Raw genomic sequence first — 16,238 nt, 5'->3', positions numbered from 1 at the left:
GGCCGGACCCTGAGGTCCGACCCGCTCCGGGGGGGGTTCCGAGCGTCAGCCGCGCACCTCCACGAGGGAGAAGTCGTCCTTCGCGGCGCTGCGGTTCAGCAGCAGCAGTCCGGTCTGGGTCGACTCCCCCGCGGCGGGGTTGGCGGTGACGTCGAGCTTCACGCGGTCGCGCGGGCCGACCTCGGTCGTGGCCGGGACGAGGTACTTCTCGCCGCCGACGGTGAACCGCTGTCCTTCGATGGAGTCGGTGACGGCTCCGGTGAAGTAGTTGTCGATCGCCAGGACGGTGTACGAGAACGTCTGTCCCGCCTGGAGCCCCAGCGCCGCCAGCGGCGCCGTGAGGATCTGGGTGGACGAGTCGAACCCGCCGTCGGTGTAGTAGAACGCCGACGCCGCGTTGGTCGCGAGGTCGAGCACGTAGACGACCGACTGCCCGGTGAGGCCGAACCCTCCGGCCTCCGCGTTGTAGACGACGTAGTCGTCCGTGCCGTCCTCGTCGACGTCGACGTACACGTCGAACTCGGCGGGGTAGGTCAGCACCGTCCGGCGGTCGTAGGTCGCCACGGCGAACTGGACGACGTCGTCGACGGTGCGGACGCCGGTCGCGGCGAGGTCGATCCGTGCCGCGTTGCTCCCCGGCGTGCCCGGGTCGCCCTCGGCCGGCTTCGGCTGACGCTCGCTCGTGCCGGTCAGCGCGAACATCTCCACGCCGCCCGTGCCGACGCGCGAGTCGTTCTTGAGCGTCAGGTCCGCCTCGCCGCGCCGGTCGAGCTTCACGCTCTTGGGGGCGGTCACCTCGGCGGCCTTCCGCGGAAGCACCGTCCAGCCGACGTGCAGCTCCTCGTCGCCCGAGGTCGCGGTGATCCAGCCGTCGAACTCGGGACCGTTGAGGGCCGAGCCGTCGCCGATCGCGCCGGCCGAGTCGAACGGCCAGTCCTGCAGCCGCGCGCCGTCGATCGTGACGCGCACCGAGACCTTCTTGCTCTGCCCGGCGGCGACGGTGACGTTGCGCGGGCTGATCTGCAGGTCGACCGCGCGGCTGGCCGCATCGGTCTCGTCGCGGAAAGCCGCCGCCATGTCGTAGCGCTTGCGCTCATTCGACGTGTTCGTCAGGGTCAGGTCGACGGTGAAGCGCTCCGACCGCGTGACCGACGGGATGCCGAGCCCGACGTTGCCGCCGGTGCCGGCCGTCGTCAGCACACCCACCGCGTCCGCCGCGGGGAGCGCGCGGACCTCGCCCGCACCGACCCGCGAGATCGGGGTGGCGATGAAGCCGTCCGCTGTGGGGGTGCGGTTGGAGGAGTCGGCGCCGTTCAGCAGGCGCGCCTTGACCTGGGCCGGGGTGGCGTCCGGGTGCTTCTGCAGCACGAGCGCGGCCACACCCGAGACGACCGGGGCGGCTCCGGAGGTTCCGCCGAAGTTCGTCACCTCGGTGCCGGTCTGCGTCTCGGCCGACAGCCACGCCCCGGGAGCGCCGATGTCGGGCTTCGCGCGGAGTCCGGTGACGGTGAGACCGCGGCTGGAGGTGCCGACCATGGTGTTCGTCAGCGGGATGGCGGATGCCGGGTCGATCGTGACTGTGACCTCACCGGCGCCGAGCGCGGCGACGAGGGCCTGACCGGCGGCCTGGCTGATCGTGAAGGTGGGGACGACGACCGGCTCGGCGCTGCCGAAGCTGAAGCTCGGCGGGTCGCCGGGGGCGTTGTTGAAGATGACCACGGCGACGGCTCCGGCGGCCTGGGCGAACACGGCCTTGTCGGAGACGTTGCAGACACCGCGCTGGATGAGCGCGATCGACCCCTCGGGGAAGCCCGCGAAGGCCTCGTTCGAGCATCCGACGCCGCCGTCGTCTCCGGGTCGCACCAGCGGCGCGGAGATGACGCCCTCCGGCACCGGCGACCAGGCCTGGTGCACGGCGTTGCTGATCGCGTCGCCGCTGGAGGGATCGAGGACCCACTGCAGGTCGTCGGGGAGCGCCGTCTGGGCGACGCTGATGACGCCGGGCGCCGAGGAGGGCGAACCGACGATGAAGGGGCGGTCGGCGGAGTTGCCCGCCGAGGCGACGACGACGATGCCGGCGCGGACGAGGTTGTCGGCGGCGAGGGACGAGTCGTCCTGGTCCTGGCCGTAGGAGGAACCGAGCGAGAGGTTCACGATGTCGACGGCGTCGGAGATGTCGCCGTCGCCGTTCGGATCGAGCGACCAGTCGAGGCCCTGGAGGATCGCGACGCCGTTGCACGAGGTCGACACCGCCGAGCACACCTTGACGCCGTAGAGCTCGGCTCCGGGGGCGATGCCCTGGTGCGCGCCGTCGGCGGAGCGGCCGGCGATGATGTCGGCGACGTGGGTGCCGTGGCCGCCCTCGGGACCGCTGTCGATGGGGTTGCTGTCGGGGATCACGTCGCCGTTCGGCCAGACGTCGCCGACGAAGTCGTAGCCGCCCTTGACCTTGGGGGCGTCGGGGCCGAAGAACTCCGCGCAGACGCCGGTGACATCGGCATCCGCTCCGGCGAAGCACTCCTCGACGACCTCGGGCGTGCCCGGGCCGCCGAGGTTGCGGTGCGTGAAGTCGATGCCCGAGTCGAGGACCGCCACCCGCACGCCCGCGCCGTCGATGCCGGCGTCGTGGAGGGGCCGCGCCTGGACGTAGTCGATCGCCTGCGAGAGGCTCCCCGACGCGGTGTCCTGCGGAAGCTCGTGCTTCTCGTAGCGGTTGAGGGGGTTCACCGAGACGACGCCGTCGATCGCGGCGAGGGTCTCCAGCTGCGCGGCGTCGACCGAGACGACCACGACGTTGGCGGCGAGCTGGGTGCGTCCGATCTCGGAGGCGCCGAGGTTCGCGGCCTCGGCGAGGAATCCGTCCTGCTGGGTGGCGACGACGTCGCGGGTCTCCTGCTGCACGGGCTCTGCCGGCACGTCCCCCTCGGCGAGCGCGCCGTCGGCGACGACCTCGGCGATCGCGGGCTGATCCAGGCGGACCGTGACCTCGACCTGACCGCTCGCGCGCTGCAGGCTGTCGGCGACACCGCGGGGAAGCGGCGTCTCGAACGTGTCCGAGATCGAGCCGTCCGGGACGGGCTCGGGCCCGCCCTCGACCGCCCACGCGGCGGGCATCGCGCCCAACGAGAGGATCGGGACGGCGGTCGCGATGACCACCCCCGCGAGGAACCTGCGTCGTCTGTGACCCATGACACTCCCTTTTTTCTGCGGAAGGATTCGCCGCTCCCGTGTACCGATCCGGCCTGATGCGTCGGCGGCGCCGCACCGGGTGGGCGCGGCGCGATAACCGTAGGCAGAGGGTGAGACAACCTCAAAGGTTCCTGAGAGCTTTCTCATACACTGACGCGATGGCCTCCGCCGGCACTCTCCTCCCGCCCTTCATCGACCATCACGTGCACGAGCATCTCGTCGATACGACGGTTCTGAACGCCGGCGGGATCGCCGGCTGGGTGGACCTCGGCGGGGATCCGACACGCCTCGCCGCCGCACGGGCGACGATGCGGCATCCGGCCTACGCGGGCGCGTTCCTCACCGCGGTGGGCGGCTATCCCGCCGGGCGCGCGTGGGCGCCGGGCGGTGTCGTCCGGGAGATGACGGATGCCGCGGACGCGGCCGTCGCGGTCGCGGAACAGGCCGCGTCCGGCGCCTCGCTCATCAAGATCGCCCTGAACGCGCGCTCCGGACCGGTTCCGGATGACGAGATCCTCCGCGCCGTCGTGGCCGCAGCCCGTACGCGTGGTCTCCCGGTCGTCGCGCACGTCGAGGGCGAGGGGATGACGCGGCGCGCGCTCGATGCCGGGGTGGACGCCCTCGCGCACACCCCGTTCGACGATCACCTCGACGACGAGCTCCTCGCCCGCGCCGCCGCGCAGACGCTCTGGATCTCGACGCTCGCGATCCACGTGGCCGGCTCCCCGGCGGCGGCGACGGCGACGGCGCACCTCGCACGGTTCCATCGTGCCGGCGGCCGCGTCCTCTACGGCACCGACCTCGGCAACGGAGATCTGCCGCTCGGCGTGAACGCGACCGAGATCGAGCGGCTCCGCGCGGCCGGCATCCGCGGCGATGCGCTCGTCCGCGCGCTCAGCGATCCGTGGCCGCTCCCCCACGCGCCCGCCGGAGTGGGTACGGTCGTTCCGGATGCCGTCACCGGCGGCATCCGCGAGACCGATGCCGCCGTCGCCGCCCGTTTCGCCCGGGCGCGCGTGGTGAGGATGTGAGGACCCCGTGACCAGGACCGCGACCCCGCCCGCGACCGGACCGGACGACCTGGACCGCCTGGCCGCGCGCCTGGACGCCGCCGACCCGCTGGCGGGGTTCCGCGACCGGTTCGTCGGGAGCGAGACGTCGCTGGTGTACTTCGACGGCAACTCCCTCGGACGCCCGCCCCGCGCGACGCTCGAGCGGTGGGAGCGGTTCGGTCTCGAGGAGTGGGGCGGACGCCTCATCCGCGGCTGGGACGAGTCGTGGATGGAGCTGCCCTTCACGATCGGCGACGAGATCGGCCGCACCGCCATCGGCGCGGCATCCGGGCAGACGGTCATCGGCGACTCCACGACGGTGCTGCTGTACAAGCTGATCCGGGCGGCGTTCGACCACCAGCACGGGCTCGACCCGCGCCGCGTGGAGATCGTCGTCGACCGCGACAACTTCCCCACCGACCGCTACCTCGTCGAGGGGATCGCCGCCGAGCGGGGCGGGCGCATCCGGTGGATCGACGTCGACACCGCCGCGGGTGTCGAGGCCGACCAGCTGCGCGCCGCGGTCGGGCCGGAGACGGCGGTCGTGGTGCTCTCGCACGTCGCCTACCGCTCCGGCCACCTCGCCGACGTCGAGACCCTTACGCGCATCAGCCACGACGCCGGCGCCCTCGTGCTCTGGGACCTCTGCCACTCGGCGGGTTCCGTGCCGGTGGAGTGCGACGCGTGGCGGGTCGACATCGCGGTCGGCTGCACCTACAAGTACCTCAACGGCGGTCCGGGCTCGCCCGCCTTCGCCTATGTCGCCCACCGCCACCAGGCGGCACTGGCGCAGCCAATCCAGGGGTGGATGGGCGCGGCCGACGTCTTCGCGATGGGCCCCCGCTACCGCCCGGCCGACGGCATGCGCCGGTTCCTGTCGGGCACCCCGCCGATCGTCGGGATGCTGGCGATGCAGGACACCCTCGCGATGATCGCCGAGGCGGGGATCGATGAGATCCGCGCGAAGTCCATCGCGCTCACCGAGTTCGCGGTCGAGGCGACCGAGGAGCTCCTCGCACCCCTCGGGGTCGGGATCGCCTCGCCGCGCTCCCCCGCGCACCGCGGCGGCCACGTGACGCTCTCGCACCCCCGCATGCGCGAGGTGACCCGCCGCCTGTGGGAGCGCGACGTCATCCCGGACTACCGCGACCCCGGAGGACTCCGGATCGGGCTCTCGCCCCTGTCGACGAGCTTCGCCGAGACCCTCGACGGCATGCGCGAGATCGCACGGGCGGTGGCCGAGGTCGGCTGAGCGCGGCATCCGGTCCCCGTCCTCCTGAGACGACGTCTCACCGCGCGGGTACACTGACGGCACGCACGAAGGAGCGCGTCATGCCGCAGGCCTCTCACCTCGCCGCCCCGTCCGCCTCAGCCACGGTGGCCGGACTCACCGACACCGAGCGGGCTACCGTCGACGCCGCCCTCGACGGCCTCCGGCGCGGGGCGCGGACCTGGCGGCACCTGACGCTCACGCAGCGCGCACGGCTGTTCGACCGGCTGCACGACACCATCGCCGCGGGCGCGGAGGAATGGGCGGATGCCGCGTCCCGGGCCAAGGGCCTGGACCCGGGGCATCCGTCCCGCGGCGAGGAGTGGCTCTCGGGTCCGTATGCCGCGCTCGTGGCGACGGCCGCGTACGCCCGGACGCTGCGGACGCTCGCCCGCGGCGCCTCCCCCCTCGACGACGTCGCGCTCGCGTCCGCGCCGGGCGGGCGGGTCCGGGCGCACGTGTTCCCGGGCGACCTCTCGGACCGGCTCGTGCTGTCGGGGTACACCGGCGAGGTGTGGTTCACGCCCGGCACGACCGCGGCCGACGCCCGCCGGCGGGCAGGCCTCGCCCAGCGCGACCCGCAGGCTCCCGGCGGCGTGGGACTCGTCCTCGGCGCGGGCAACATCACCTCCATCCCCGTGCAGGACGTCTTCACCGAGCTCCTCGCGCACAACCGCGTCGTGCTGCTGAAGCTCAACCCCCTGCAGGATGCCCTCCTCCCGATCCTCCGTCAGGTCCTGGCGCCGCTCATCGCCGGCGGGTACCTGCGGATCGTCCGTGGCGGCGGCGCGGTCGGCGCCCACCTGACCGCCCACTCCGGCATCGACCACGTGCACATCACGGGAGCGGCCGAGACCTTCGACGCGATCGTCTGGGGTCCGCCCTCGGGTGCGACCACCCGGCGACGGCGCGAGGGACGCCCGAAGCTAAAGGTCCCCATCTCCGCCGAGCTCGGCGGAGTCTCGCCGATCATCGTCGTCCCCGGCCGGTGGAGCGCCGCCGACCTCCGGTTCCAGGCCGAGCACATCGCGACGATGCGCCTGCACAACGCCGGCCACAACTGCATCGCCGGCCAGGTGGTGATCCTCAGCGCCGACTGGCCGCAGCGGAACGCGTTCCTGAAAGAGCTCCGCCGCGCCCTCGCCGTCGCCCCCGCGCGGCCGGTCTGGTATCCGAGCGGCGCCACGAGCGTGGCCGCCGCCGCGGCATCCTTCCCGCACGCCCTCCGCGTCGGGGGCGAGCGCCTGCTCGTCGAGCTCCGGCCGGACGACGACGCGACGCCGATGGAGCAGACGGAGTACTTCGCCCCGGTCCTCGGCGTGCAGACCCTCGCCGGAGACGGGCAGGAGTTCCTCGACCGCGCGGTCGCGTACGCGAACGACCGGCTGGCCGGGTCGCTCGGGGCGAACCTGCTGATCGATCCCGAGACGGAGCGGGCGCTGGGGAGCGGGTTCGAGGAGGCCGTCGCCGCGCTCCGCTACGGCGCGATCGCGATCAACACGTGGACCGGGTTCGTCTTCCTCACCCCGACGCTCACGTGGAACGCGTTCCCCGGCGGCACACTCGCCGACATCGGCAGCGGCACCGGAGTCGTGCACAACGCCCTCCTCCTCGACGACGTCGAGCGCTCGATCGGGCGGGCGCCGTTCCGGCCGTTCCCGCGGTCGCTGCCCACCCTCCTCCCGGGCCGGGCGGGGATCTTCTCCGTCCTGCCGAAGCCGCCGTGGTTCGTCGGCGCGCGCACCGGGGCATCCGTCAGCGCCGGGTTCACCCGGTTCCGGGCGCGCGGAGGACTCCGCTCGATCCGCGCGATCGGCGGACTCGTGCCCACGTTCCTCCGGGCGCTGCGCGCATGAGCGACACCGGGCGGGGCGACCTCGTCGCCGATGTGGTCGTCGTCGGCGCGGGCTCGGCCGGTGCGGCCCTCGCGGCGCGCCTCACCGAGGATCCGCGACGCACGGTGCTGCTCCTCGAGGCCGGCCCCGTCGACCGGGCGCCGGAACTGCACGTGCCCGCCGCGTTCTCGCGCCTGTTCCGCGGCCCCTACGACTGGTCGTACGACACCACGCCGCAGGAGCACCTCGCCGGGCGCCGCGTGTACTGGCCGCGGGGCCGCACACTCGGCGGCTCGTCGTCGCTCAACGCGATGATGTGGGTGCGCGGGTTCGCCGCCGATTACGACGAGTGGGCGGATGCCGCGGGCCCCGCGTGGTCGTGGGAACACCTGGCACCCCTCTTCCGGCGCGTGGAGCGGACCGACGACCCGGCGGATCCGACGCAGGGCGCCGACGGGTCGCAGCACGTCGAGCACCAGCGCGACCCCCGACCGCAGACGGCGGCGTTCCTGGCCGCCGCGGTCGAAGCGGGGCATCCGGTGACGCCGGCGAACCTGCCCGCCGGGCAGGGTTTCAGCCAGACGATGGTCACCCAGCACCGCGGCGCGCGGGCCTCGACCGCCGACACGTACCTCCGCCCCGCACGCGGGCGCCCGAACCTCCGCATCGTGACCGACGCGCTCGTGACGCGCGTGCTGTTCGACGACGACGCCGCCGGCGGCCCCCGCGCGACGGGCGTGTACGTCCGGATCGACGGCGTCACCCGTCGCGTGACCGCACGTGAGGAGGTCGTGCTCGCCGGCGGCGCGATCAACACGCCGCAGCTGCTTCTCCTGAGCGGCATCGGTCCCGCCGACGCGCTCGCCGGGCTCGGCATCCGCCCCGTGGTGGACGCCCCGGAGGTCGGACGCAACCTGCAGGACCACCTCGTCGCGGGGCTCGCGCCGGCCGCGCACGGCGGCACGCTGCACACCGCCACGCGCGCACGTCACCTCGCGCCCTTCCTCGCGCGGCGGCGCGGGATGCTGACCTCGAACGTCGCCGAGGCGTACGGGTTCGTCCGGACCCCCGTCGCCGACGAGGCCGGGATGGCCGCGGATCTACCCGACATCGAGATCATCTTCGCGCCCGTCCCGTACGTCGGGGAGGGGCTCGTGCCGACACCCGGGGAGGGGCTCACGGTCGGAGCGATCCTGTTGCGTCCGCGGAGTCGCGGAGAGATCCGACTCGCCTCGACCGACCCGACCGGGGCGCCCGTCATCGACCCGCGGTACCTCAGCGATCCCGACGGCGTCGACGAGCGGACGATGCTCGCGGGTCTCGCCGAGTGCGAACGGCTGCTGCGGATGCCGTCGCTCCGCGCCGTCACGACCGGCGGATGGATCCAGCCCGACGGCGGCGACGCGATGACCGCGGCCGAGCGCGCCGAAGCGTCACTCCGGCACCACTCCCACACGCTCTACCACCCGGTGGGCACGGCGCGGATGGGGACGGATGCGGCATCCGTCGTCGACCCCGAGCTCCGGGTGCGCGGCGTACAGGGGCTGCGCGTCGCCGACGCCTCGGTGATGCCCGTCGTCATCCGCGGGCACACCCACGCTCCGAGCATCGTCATCGGCGAGCGCGCCGCGGACCTCCTCGCGTCGACCAGCCGCTGAACGCAGACTGCGCCGGGAGGCACCGTCGAAACGGCGTCTCCCGGCGCAGGATGCGTGGGTCGGAGAAGGAGCGGGTGCCCGGGTCAGCGCCCGGTGCGACGGCCCCGGCCGTTGTCGCGCACGACGGAGCCGACCATGAGCTTCCCGCCCTGGGCGCCGCCGCCGGAGGCCCGGCGTCCGGTCGAGCGGGGGTTGCCGGAGGGAGCAACGGAACGCTCGGCGGGAGCGTGCCCGGTGCGCGTGGCACCCGACGTCTGCGCGCGGTCGGAACCGCCGGCGCCCTGGGGACGACGGCGACCGCGGGAGGCCCCGCCGGATGCCGCACCGGCACCGGATCCGGACTCGCCGCGCGCCGCGCGCTTGCGCTGCGCGTTCGCGCCCTGGCTGCGTCCGCCACCCTGAGGGGCGGCGACGACGGGCTCGGGCTTCACGTACGCGGCGACCTCGCCGACGAGCTCGGCCACGACGGCATCCGTCGCGGTGACCTGCACCGGGGCGACGCTGATCTCGGCCTTGCGCAGCAGCTGCGTGACGTCGCGACGCTGCTCGGGAAGGACGACGGTCACGACCGCGCCCTCGGCGCCGGCGCGGGCGGTGCGGCCCGAACGGTGCAGGTACGCCTTGTGCTCGGTGGGCGGGTCGACGTGGACGACGAGTTCGACGTCGTCGACGTGCACGCCGCGGGCGGCGACGTCCGTGGCCACGAGCACGCGGGCGGCGCCCGACGAGAACGCGGCGAGGTTGCGGTCGCGCGCCGGCTGCGACAGGTTGCCGTGCAGGTCGACCGCCGGGATGCCCTGCGAGGTGAGCTGCTTCGCGAGCTTCTTCGCGTGGTGCTTCGTACGGGAGAAGAGGATGCGGCGACCCGTGCCGGAGGCGAGGGTCTTCACGAGGTCCTTCTTCGCGTCGGCGTCGGCGACGGTGAAGACGTGGTGGGTCATCGCCGCGACCGGGGAGTGCGCCTCGTCGACCGAGTGCAGCACCTGGTTGCGGAGGAACCGCGCGACGAGCTTGTCGACGCCGTTGTCCAGCGTCGCGCTGAACAGCAGGCGCTGTCCCTGCGCGGGGGTCGCGGCGAGGATGCGGGTGACGACCGGCAGGAAGCCGAGGTCGGCCATGTGGTCGGCCTCGTCGATGACGGTGATCTCCACGGCGTCCAGGTGCGCGAAGCCCTGGCGCATGAGGTCTTCCAGGCGCCCGGGGCAGGCGACGACGATGTCGACGCCGGCGGCGAGGGCCTGCACCTGACGGTTCTGGTTCACGCCGCCGAAGATCGTCGTGGTCACCAGGCCCGTCGCCGCGGCGAGCGGGGCGAGGACGGCGTCGATCTGCGTGGCGAGCTCGCGCGTGGGGGCGAGGACGAGGCCCAGGGGGCGGCGTCCGCGACGCGCGGGTCCGGTGCGGCGCTCGGCGATGCGGGCGACGAGGGGCAGCGAGAAGGCGAGGGTCTTGCCCGAGCCCGTCTTGCCGCGGCCGAGGACGTCGCGGCCGGCGAGGGTGTCGGGAAGGGTGTCGGCCTGGATCGGGAAGGCCGTGGTCTTGCCGTCCGCCGCGAGGGCGTCGACGAGGGGCTGCGGCACGCCGAGCGCGCCGAAAGTCATTTCGGTCATGGGGATGTCTCCGGCGCGCACTGGCGCCTGGGGTCGGTGGCCGGGATCGGATTTCGATCCCGGGTCGCCGCGTGAATGTCATCGGCCGACGGCATCCGCTACGGGAGAGCGGATGCGGGCGAGAGAAGCGTTCTAACGACGCAAGAAGCGCGAGAATCGCGCTGCAAGGTCTCCGACACTACCAGCACACGGCTGGACGTCGGCGGCGAGCACTCCCGGGAGGACGCCGATCAGTGGTGGAAGACCTCGTTGTGCAGCGACGGCATGGGGGCCTGGAGGCGGCGAAAGACCAACCCGGCCCCCGACCTCACCCCTCGGAGGTGACGGCGTCGTCCGCGAACCGGTCGGTCGCCGCCCGCAGCGCCGTGGCGATCCCGGGTTCGGATGCCGCGTGCCCGGCATCCGAAACCACGACGAAGTCGGCCTCGGGCCACGCCCGGTGGAGATCCCACGCGGTCATCATCGGGGTGCAGACGTCGTAGCGTCCCTGCACGATGACGGCCGGGATGCCGCGGAGGATCCGGGCGTTCTCGATGAGCTGCCCCTCGCGGAACCATCCCTCGTGGACGAAGTAGTGGTTCTCGATCCGCGCGAAGGCGACCGCGGTGTCGGGGTCGGTCATCGCCGCGACGAGTTCCGGGTCAGGACGGAGGGTCAGGGTCGACGCCTCCCACCGGGTCCAGGCGAGGCCCGCGGGGCGGTGGACCGCGGGGTCGGGGTCGAACAGCCGCCGGTGGTACGCCTCGATCATGCGCGAGCGCTCCAGCACCGGGATCGGCGCGATGAAGTCCGCCCAGAGGTCGGGGAACACCGCCCCGGCGCCGCCCTCGTAGAACCACTCCAGCTCGTGCCGGCGCAGCGTGAAGATCCCGCGCAGCACGATCTCGGTGACCGCCTCGGGGTGCGTCTGCGCGTACGCCAGGGCGAGGGCGCTCCCCCACGAGCCGCCGAAGACCTGCCACCGGTCGATGCCGAGGTTCCGGCGCAGCAGGTCGATGTCGGCCACGAGGTGCCACGTGGTGTTGTGGCGGAGGTCGGCATCCGGCGCGCTCGCGTGCGGCGTCGACCGCCCGCATCCGCGCTGGTCCAGAAGGATGATGCGGTACCGCTCGGGGTCGAAGAAGCGGCGGTGCCAGGGCGAGGTCCCCCCGCCGGGGCCGCCGTGGAGGAACACCACGGGCTTGCCGTCGGGGTTCCCGCTCTGCTCGTAGAAGACGCGGTTGCCGTCGCCGACGAGCAGCTCGCCGGTGTCGTACGGCTCGATCGGCGGGTACAGGATGCCGTCGAGATGGGCCGTCACAGCTGGCTCCCGTCCACGGCGAAGGTGTCGCAGGCCGCGGGGCCCTCACGGTAGCCGGTCTGGAACCAGCCCTGCCGCTGTTCGCTGGAGCCGTGGGTCCAGGTCTCCGGCGAGACGCGTCCGGTCGAGACCTCCTGGATGTGGTCGTCGCCGACGGTCGCGGCGGCGTTCAGCGCGTCCTGGATCTGCGCCTCGGTCGGCGCCTGGAGGAACGGGGTGCCGTTCTCGTCGACCTGCTCGCTCATCGCACCGACCCAGGCACCGGCGAGGCAGTCGGCCTGGAGCTCCAGGCGGACGCCGTTGCTGTCCGGTCCGCTGTCGCCGGGCGGGTACTGCTCGAACACACCGGTGATGTACTGCACGTGGTGGGCGTACTCGTGCGCGAGGACGTAGAGCTGCGCGAGAGGGCCGCCGGTGGCGTCGAAGCGTTCGCGCAGCAGCGAGAAGAACGTCGGATCGATGTAGACGGTCTCGTCCGCGGGACAGTAGAAGGGCCCGGTCTGGTTCGACGCGGTGCCGCACGGCGTCGAGGTCGAGCCGTCTACGATGATCGGGGTCGGCGGGCGGTACCCGCGGAGCTCGCCCTCCCAGTACTGATCGACGGCGAGGGTCGCCGCGGCGAGCCGGCAGTCGTCGCGGGCATTGGCGTCGGCGCCCGTGTCGCACTCGGCGATCTCGCTCTCGCCGCCCGAGGCCTGCCCCGAGTCGGTGGGGAGGAATCCCGAGAAGTCGCCGCCGGTGAAGAGGTTGAGCAGGAGCACGGCGATCACTCCGAGGCCGGCCACGCCGCCGCCCGCGATCGCGACGCCCCGTCCCCGCCGTTTGGCGGAATGACCGCCCACGCGGGCGTTGTCGTTGAACGTCATGGGTTGACGGTACAGCCCCCCCGCGTCCGCGCACGCGGACCCACCCGTGCGCACGCGGATGAGTAGGCTCGCACCATGGTGCGCGACGCGACGACGATCACCCTCACCGGCGCCGGAGGGCAGATCGGATACGCCCTGCTGTTCCGCATCGCCGCGGGCGAGATGCTCGGCACCGACCGCCCGGTGCGTCTGCGTCTGCTCGAGATCCCCCAGGGCCTCCGCGCGGCCGAAGGCGCAGCCCTCGAGCTGCAGGACGGCGCCTTCCCTCTCCTTCAGGACGTCGAGGTCACCGACGACGCGCGGGTCGGGTTCGACGGCGCCGACATCGCCCTCCTCGTCGGCGCCCGCCCCCGCGGACCGGGCATGGAGCGCGCCGACCTCCTCGCCGCGAACGCCGGCATCTTCGGGCCGCAGGGTCGAGCGATCGCCGAGGCCGCCGCCCCCGGCATCCGTGCGGTCGTGGTCGGGAATCCCGCCAACACCAACGCCCTCCTCGCCGCCGCGGCGGCGGCGCCCGAGATCCCGGCCGAGCGCTTCTCGGCGCTCACGCGACTGGACCACAACCGCGCGGTGGCGCAGATCGCCGGCGTCCTCGAGGTCTCCCCGGCCGCGGTCGACGGGCTGATCGTCTGGGGGAATCACTCCGCGACCCAGTTCCCCGATGTCGCCCACGCGCGCGTGCGGATGCCGGACGGCGAGCGCCCTGTCCTCGACGCCCTCGCCGAGCGGTTCGGCGGCGGGGATGCGGCGCAGACGTGGCTGGACGAGACCTTCCTCCCGCGCGTCGCCCGCCGGGGTGCGGAGATCATCGAGGTCCGCGGCTCGTCGTCGGTGGCCTCCGCGGCGCACGCCGTGATCCAGCATGTGCGGGACGAGCAGCTGGGCACCGACGGCCGCCGGACCTCGGCGGCGATCGTGTCGCACGGCGAGTACGGCATCCCGGAAGGCCTGGTCTGTTCGATGCCGGTCGTGTCTCCCGGTGTGTCCGGGTCGGACGGTGGCTATCGCGCCGTGGAGGGTCTCGCCCTCGACGACCGCGGACGAGCGCTGCTGCGGACCTCCGTCGACGAGCTGGTCGCCGAGCGCGCCGCGGTCCGCGATCTCGGGGGGCGGTAGGTGGGGCCCACCGAGATCGTCCTGGCGGCGATCCTCGGCGTCCTCGTCATCACCCTCGCCACGGCCCTCGCGCCCCGGCTCGGCATCGCGGGGCCCCTCGCGCTCGTGATCATCGGGATCGGAGTGAGCCTCCTCCCGTTCGTCCCGCCGATCGAGGTCGACCCGGAACTGATTCTCGTCGGCGTCCTCCCACCCCTGCTGTATTCGGCGGCGGTGTCGATGCCGGCGATCGAGTTCCGCCGGGATTTCCGGCCCATCGCCGGCCTCTCGGTCCTGCTCGTGGTCGTCAGCGCCGTGGTCCTCGCCCTCTTCTTCCAGGCCGTCATCCCGAGTCTGGACTTCTTCCTGGCCCTCGCCCTCGGGGCGATCCTCAGCCCCACGGATGCCGTGGCGACCTCGATCGTCAAGCGCCTGGGCATCTCGCGGCGCGTCGTGACGCTGCTCGAGGGCGAGAGCCTCCTGAACGACGCGACGTCCCTCGTGATCCTCCGCACGGCGGTCGCTGCCGCCGCGATCGGTGCGAGCGCGACGACGACGGTGGAGGCTCCGGACTTCGTCGGGTCGTTCCTGTGGGGCGTCCTCGTCGCCCTCGTCGTCGGCGGGATCATCGGGTGGCTGAACCTGCGCCTGCGGGCCGCGCTTTCGCACTCGGCGGCCGGCACCGCGATCGGCTTCATCGTCCCGTTCGCCGCCTACCTCCCCACCGAAGAGCTCGGCGGTTCGGGACTCGTCGCCGCCGTCGTCGCCGGCATCGTCACCGGGCAGGGGTCGGCCCGGTGGTTCACTCCGGAGCAGCGGCTGTCGAACGAGCTGAACTGGCGGACGATCGAGCTCGTGCTCGAGGGCGCGGTGTTCCTCCTGATGGGACTGGAACTGAAGGAGATCCTTCTCGACCTCCGCGAATCGCCGCAGGGAATCGGCCAGGGGGTCGGCCTCGCCGCGGTCGCGCTCGTGATCATCCTCGCCGTCCGGAGCGTCTACGTCGCCTTCCTCCTCTGGCTCCAGGGTCGACGGGCGCGTCGACGCGGTCGGAGACGGGAACGTCTGGACGATGCCCAGCAGCGCCTGGACGCCGCCGCCGAACGACCACCGCGGCTCAGCCGCACCGACCCCGAGGTCCGTCAGTCCCGGATCGCAGCGGCCCGCGCGCGCGTGTCGCGCATGATGGCGGACCTGGACTACTACCAGGCGACGCCCCTCGGCTGGAAGCACGGCACGATCATCGTCTGGGCGGGGATGCGCGGCGTCGTCACCCTCGCCGCCGCCCAGACCCTTCCCCGCGACAGTCCCGACCGCGCACTGCTCGTCTTCGTCGCCTTCGCCGTGGCGGTCGGAAGCCTCATGCTGCAGGGCTTCACCCTCCGGGCGCTGGTGCGGATGCTGCGGCTGGACGATTCCGCCCAGGATGCGATCACACGCGAGGAGCAGACCCGGATCGACGACGCGCTGCGCCGGGCCGCGGCATCCGCTCTCGAGGAGCCGGGACTCCGCCGTCGCGACGGTTCCCCGTTCCCGGAGCACCTCGTCGAACGCGTCGGCCGGCGCCTCACCGAACCGCCGGACGACGACACCACCACCCTCGCCCGCGATCTGCTCGAGCTGCGGATGGCGCTGATCGACGCGATGCGCGCGCGGCTGGAGGAGCTGTCGCACGGCGGCGAATACAGCACCGCCGCTCTCCGCCACGCCCTCGCTGAGCTCGACGCCGACGAGCTCAGCCTGCAACTGCGGCTCGACGGCGAGTGAGACCCGCCCCGAGGTGCGATCCCCGCGGATCCGGGAGAGAATGGGCGTTCACGTGAAAGGGCTCCCATGAGTGAGATCGGTGAGGCTCCGTCGACGGGGACGGATGCCGTAGTGGACGTCGCCGTGGATGTCTCGGTGCACCGACAGCGCGCGGCCGACGACGCCGTGACCGCGGACACGAGTCCGCTGCACCTCCCGCACCCCGCGGCCGAGTGCCCGAAGTGCTTCACCGAGCTGCAGCAGGATCGGCACTGGTGGCGCGCACGCCCGGCCGGTTCGCGCCTCGTCGGACTCGTGATCTCACGCGATGACATGCCCTCGGTGGTCGCGCAGCGCGATGCGCTGACACGGTTCGGCGTCCCGATCGAGGGGTTCCGGCATCCGTCTCCCGAGATCCTGGAGAGCTGGGAGGAGCGGCTCGTGCGCCTGTTCGGCACGCTGCAGCGCGGTGACGTGCTGGTCGTGGCGAACGTGCACGCCCTCGGCCGCGACATCGACGAGGAGACCCGGACGGTCGCCGAGCTCCATCGCCGCGGCGTCGTCGTGAAGGTCCTCGAGCCGGGCGGCCGGCACCTCTTCGACACCGGGCGCTGAGG

At 73.0% G+C, this 16,238-nt stretch carries 11 protein-coding genes; 7 read left to right on the top strand and 4 right to left on the bottom strand.

Annotated elements, in window-relative coordinates:
* Positions 1 to 45: 45 nt before the first annotated feature.
* Entirely contained in the window at positions 46 to 3,189 is a 3,144-nt protein-coding gene (locus LTL01_RS14660; RefSeq protein ID WP_272877814.1) for a S8 family peptidase, read from the bottom strand.
* Between the two features lie 158 nt (positions 3,190 to 3,347).
* On the opposite strand from LTL01_RS14660, the gene LTL01_RS06050 reads away from it, so the two are divergent.
* From LTL01_RS06050 to LTL01_RS06035, 4 genes are all read left to right on the top strand, one after another.
* Positions 3,348 to 4,220, top strand: a complete 873-nt coding sequence (locus LTL01_RS06050; protein WP_236967821.1) for an amidohydrolase family protein — start codon at positions 3,348 to 3,350, stop codon at positions 4,218 to 4,220.
* A gap of 7 nt (positions 4,221 to 4,227) precedes the next feature.
* Positions 4,228 to 5,493: a kynureninase gene (locus LTL01_RS06045; protein WP_372461303.1), complete on the top strand. Its 1,266-nt coding sequence runs from the start codon at positions 4,228 to 4,230 to the stop codon at positions 5,491 to 5,493.
* Positions 5,494 to 5,573: 80 nt separating this feature from the next.
* Positions 5,574 to 7,367 carry an aldehyde dehydrogenase family protein gene (locus LTL01_RS06040; protein WP_236967820.1) on the top strand — a complete coding sequence of 598 codons (1,794 nt, stop codon included), beginning with the start codon at positions 5,574 to 5,576 and terminating at the stop codon, positions 7,365 to 7,367.
* On the top strand, positions 7,364 to 9,004 hold the full coding sequence (locus LTL01_RS06035; protein WP_236967819.1) for a GMC family oxidoreductase: 1,641 nt from the start codon (positions 7,364 to 7,366) through the stop codon (positions 9,002 to 9,004). Before LTL01_RS06040 ends, LTL01_RS06035 begins: the two co-directional genes overlap by 4 nt.
* Before the next feature lie 83 nt (positions 9,005 to 9,087).
* Here LTL01_RS06035 and LTL01_RS06030 read toward each other — a convergent pair whose 3' ends face one another.
* The 3 genes from LTL01_RS06030 to ypfJ all read right to left on the bottom strand — a co-directional run bounded on the left by LTL01_RS06030 (position 9,088) and on the right by ypfJ (position 12,780).
* Complete coding sequence (locus LTL01_RS06030) at positions 9,088 to 10,614, bottom strand: DEAD/DEAH box helicase (RefSeq protein WP_236967818.1); 1,527 nt, start codon at positions 10,612 to 10,614, stop codon at positions 9,088 to 9,090.
* Between the two features lie 307 nt (positions 10,615 to 10,921).
* The gene (pip, locus tag LTL01_RS06025) at positions 10,922 to 11,914 is read right to left on the bottom strand and encodes a prolyl aminopeptidase (RefSeq protein WP_236967817.1); all 993 of its coding nucleotides are present in this window, start codon (positions 11,912 to 11,914) and stop codon (positions 10,922 to 10,924) included.
* Positions 11,911 to 12,780, bottom strand: a complete 870-nt coding sequence (gene ypfJ, locus LTL01_RS06020) for a KPN_02809 family neutral zinc metallopeptidase (RefSeq protein WP_236967815.1) — start codon at positions 12,778 to 12,780, stop codon at positions 11,911 to 11,913. The genes pip and ypfJ overlap by 4 nt, the downstream gene beginning before the upstream one ends.
* 75 nt (positions 12,781 to 12,855) lie before the next feature.
* Between ypfJ and LTL01_RS06015 the strand changes: the two genes are divergently transcribed.
* The 3 genes from LTL01_RS06015 to LTL01_RS06005 all read left to right on the top strand — a co-directional run bounded on the left by LTL01_RS06015 (position 12,856) and on the right by LTL01_RS06005 (position 16,236).
* Entirely contained in the window at positions 12,856 to 13,896 is a 1,041-nt protein-coding gene (locus LTL01_RS06015; RefSeq protein ID WP_236967814.1) for a malate dehydrogenase, read from the top strand.
* On the top strand, positions 13,897 to 15,642 hold the full coding sequence (locus LTL01_RS06010) for a cation:proton antiporter (RefSeq protein ID WP_053546556.1): 1,746 nt from the start codon (positions 13,897 to 13,899) through the stop codon (positions 15,640 to 15,642).
* 66 nt (positions 15,643 to 15,708) lie between these two features.
* Positions 15,709 to 16,236, top strand: coding sequence for a recombinase family protein (locus LTL01_RS06005; protein WP_236967813.1), 528 nt, complete (start codon positions 15,709 to 15,711; stop codon positions 16,234 to 16,236).
* Positions 16,237 to 16,238: the final 2 nt, after the last annotated feature.

This window comes from Microbacterium aurantiacum (assembly GCF_021654035.1).
In the GTDB taxonomy this organism is placed as follows: Bacteria; Actinomycetota; Actinomycetes; order Actinomycetales; family Microbacteriaceae; genus Microbacterium; species Microbacterium aurantiacum.
Note: the sequence above shows the minus strand (reverse complement) of the source record. Positions and strands in the feature narration are given on the sequence as shown.

Coding starts and splice junctions, on each gene's coding strand:
- LTL01_RS14660 (WP_272877814.1), bottom strand. CDS start 3,189: ATGGGTCACAGACGACGCAGGTTCCTCGCGGGGGTGGTCATCGCGACC.
- LTL01_RS06050 (WP_236967821.1), top strand. CDS start 3,348: ATGGCCTCCGCCGGCACTCTCCTCCCGCCCTTCATCGACCATCACGTG.
- LTL01_RS06040 (WP_236967820.1), top strand. CDS start 5,574: ATGCCGCAGGCCTCTCACCTCGCCGCCCCGTCCGCCTCAGCCACGGTG.
- LTL01_RS06035 (WP_236967819.1), top strand. CDS start 7,364: ATGAGCGACACCGGGCGGGGCGACCTCGTCGCCGATGTGGTCGTCGTC.
- LTL01_RS06030 (WP_236967818.1), bottom strand. CDS start 10,614: ATGACCGAAATGACTTTCGGCGCGCTCGGCGTGCCGCAGCCCCTCGTC.
- ypfJ (WP_236967815.1), bottom strand. CDS start 12,780: ATGACGTTCAACGACAACGCCCGCGTGGGCGGTCATTCCGCCAAACGG.
- LTL01_RS06015 (WP_236967814.1), top strand. CDS start 12,856: ATGGTGCGCGACGCGACGACGATCACCCTCACCGGCGCCGGAGGGCAG.
- LTL01_RS06005 (WP_236967813.1), top strand. CDS start 15,709: ATGAGTGAGATCGGTGAGGCTCCGTCGACGGGGACGGATGCCGTAGTG.